Raw genomic sequence first — 3,316 nt, forward strand, 5'->3', positions numbered from 1 at the left:
CGATCGGTTGAACAACGAAAAAGCTGAAAAGACCACCTTGGGTTCATCCTCATGGAATGAAAAAGTAGAGGGATCTACAAAATTGAAACCATCTGAACCCCCAAAATAAATGTTTCCTTTTTCAGCAATGAACATTGCATTTTTATTGAAATAATCTCCTTGAAGACCATCCCTTGCATTAAATAGTCTAAAATCAGCTTTCAGCTTAGCCTCCGACCTATCGATCATCGCGTGAATGATTCCGTCTTGGGAGCTTAACCATAAGTCTCCCAGGTAATCTGCTACCAAGCTAACCAAGAATTCATTTTTTAAACCGTCTGACTGATCAAAAACGACAAATTGGGAAGCCTGTTCATCGTAATAGCAAAGACCTTTGTGGGTACTTACCCAAATCTTTCCGTACTTATCTTTGATAAGGTCTGAAACCTCATTGCTACTTAAGCCTGAATCGTCTCCTATGCCTCCCGGGAAATACCGGTAATACCCGGTTTCAGGGCTAAAGACATCAATTCCTTTAATACCCGCAGACCAAATATTACCATGCTCATCTTCAGTTATTCCGGTAATGTAGAGGTTTTCCAACGCCATACCTTCTCCTGCTTCAGTAAACTGTAAAAAGCTATTCTTCTCTTTGTCGTATAAAAATAGCCCCTCCCTAAGTGTACCTATCCACAATCGCTTTTTGCTGTCTTCAAAGATATTCCAAACATTATTGTCTTTCAATGTCCCGGCATTTCTCTCCATACCCGGATCAAAGTGTTTCAAGGATTCACCATCATAAGCATACAAACCATTTTGATAAGTACCTATCCATAACACTCCTTCACTATCTGTCAATAAGTCAACGACCACCAAATCTTTAGGAAGCAAGGTTTTGCCTAGTTTTACAACATCTGTAATTGCACCATTTTCGGGAGAATATTGCCATAGGCCTCCCCCATTGGTTCCGATAAAAATGTTTCCTTCGCCATCTTCTTCAAAGGCATTGACATCGTTCATGGGGTAGGGCTTACTAAGATCTATTTCTCTTTTTACCAGTCCAAATCTGCTAAAATCCGGATGGTATAACTCTACACCTTTTTTGTGGGTGCCTATCCAAACAATGCCCTGATCATCTTCAAACAATGCATAGACCGCATTATGGGATAGGGAGTAGGGATTATCAGGCTGATTTAACAGGTAACGAACTTTAGTTTTATCTGCATTGATTATATTAATTCCTCCATGGTCTGTCCCAATCCAAACCTCACCATTGGAATGGGGCATGACTGCCTTCACCAATGAATTATTCAATTTCAAACCCTGGGAATTTTCATTGATTGCCTCTATTGTCTTTGCTTTATGGTTTATATAAAAGACACCCAAGGCAAAATTAGGACAGTAAACCCAAGCATCTCCTTGCTTATCAAGCTTAATTTTAAAATTAAATCTCTGGTTTTGACCAATTACATCCGCTATTTCAAAATGACCTGTGATTTTCAATGACTCTCCTGACAGAATGTCTACTGAACCATTGTCATAAACCAACCAGATATTACCGTTTAAATCTTCTTGAATATCCGAAACATTATTGTGACTCAAACTAGCCGTTTCTGAAGGCTTACTTATTATAAATTTTGACTCATCCTTTTCCGGAAAATACAATGTCATTCCATCAAAAGGGTGCAAAAACCATAACCTCTTTTGTGAATCCGCATATATTTTACTAACCTCCTGACTTTTTAATTTGTACCAATCTTTGATAACCTTAAAATCTCTAATAAAAACACCTTTGTTTTTACTATAAACATTAAAAATAGAATCTTCATTCTTTAACCAAAGGTCCCCTCCAATCCCCTCAAAAATATCATAAATATCATTGCCATATAATGCACTTGAATCACTTTGATCTGCAAAAAAGGTTTTTATGGTGGATCCATCATAACGGTTTAACCCATTATTGGTCCCAAACCACATATATCCATCAGAATCTTTAAAAATCGCCTGTACATGATCGTTAGATAGCTTTTGTTCCGTTTGAAGTTTCCTTAAATTATACTCTTGCGCCAAAAGATTTGAAAATGCAGAACATACAGCAAAGAGCAATAGATGCCATCGAATCATAAAACTAAGATAATGACTATAAAGTAAAATAAAAATCACCGAAACCGATATAGCCCTTGACTATTTACAGCCGTTTTTGGCATGAGCTTTTCTGCTGGATCAACAATATCATAATCATCTGATTTAAAAGTATTTAACCAGAAAAAAGTACTTTAATTAGATCAATTCATGTGAGTAATCAATTCCTCAAAGTCATCCCTGATATAAATGACATTCCTACCCAATTCAATCCATTTCTTTTTCTCCAGCTGTTTAAGCAATCTTGAAACCACCTCTCTGGAAGTCCCCAATTCATTGGCTATTTCCTGATGGGTTGTTGAAAGTTCGTTGGTTTTTAATTGCTTCATCTTGGTAACCAAATACCGCATCAATCTTTCATCCATGCGTTTGAAAGCAACTGCATCAAGGGTCCTAAGCAATTCCTGAAATTTTATTCGATAAGAATCTGTCACATAATCCTTCCATTGTCTGAACTCTTCTGTCCATTTTTCGTGCTTATCCACCGGCACACTAAGAATTATACAATCCTCCTCTGCCACCGCCCTGATCTCACTAGGCCTATACGATGAGCAACAAGTTAGAGATAAGGCACAAGTTTCTCCCGGATCTATATAGTACAATAATAACTCCCTCCCCTCTTCATCCAAGCGCAAAACCTTAATGCTTCCACTTAATAAAATTGGAACCATCTTGATGAATTGGCCGGGTTCAATTATTGCCTCCCCGCTTTTAACTTCTAAAATTCTCCCTTCACTACCCAAAGCAGCTAAAAGTTTAGAATCAGAAAAAAATGTCAAGTAACTGTTTAAGTTTTCTTTTGTAATCATTTCTCTTTACTTATTCCTTTGAAGTATCCAATGCAAAAGCATTGGCTTTATTGAATTCATAAACCACAACAAAAAACAATAAATGAATCATCTGAGAAGGCAAAGCCGACCAATTTTCAATCAATGATGTGCCTGTAATTAATGCCAGCATTAAAAATCCCCCTACTATCGCTGCTCTTTTAGTTTGCCATCCGATAATTAGAAGTACACCCAGTAAAAATTCCACAAATGGAAGCGCATAACTAAAAGGGATAAGTAAGAACTCAGGAAGTAAGGAGTCCTGAAAATTATTGATCATCCCTTCGCTAAAAGCCTTAAGTTTAGGAATCCTTACCAAGCCATGGCCCAGCATACTAATACCAATGCCTAACCTAACCATCAAATAA

Annotated in this window: 3 protein-coding genes; all 3 read right to left on the bottom strand. The window is 37.3% G+C overall.

Features of this window, described 5'->3' with window-relative positions; all coding sequences use genetic code 11:
• A partial coding sequence (locus AAC037_RS22260; RefSeq protein ID WP_339905718.1) for a two-component regulator propeller domain-containing protein occupies window positions 1-2,103 on the bottom strand: 2,103 nt, incomplete at its 3' end.
• A 161-nt stretch (window positions 2,104-2,264) separates the two neighbouring features.
• Complete coding sequence (locus tag AAC037_RS22265; protein WP_339905720.1) at window positions 2,265-2,930, bottom strand: Crp/Fnr family transcriptional regulator; 666 nt, start codon at window positions 2,928-2,930, stop codon at window positions 2,265-2,267.
• Between the two features lie 10 nt (window positions 2,931-2,940).
• Window positions 2,941-3,316 (bottom strand): DoxX family membrane protein (locus AAC037_RS22270; RefSeq protein WP_339905722.1); only part of this gene is annotated, 376 nt, incomplete at its 5' end.

The sequence above is a fragment of the uncultured Cyclobacterium sp. genome (genome assembly GCF_963976465.1).
In the GTDB taxonomy this organism is placed as follows: domain Bacteria; phylum Bacteroidota; class Bacteroidia; order Cytophagales; family Cyclobacteriaceae; genus Cyclobacterium.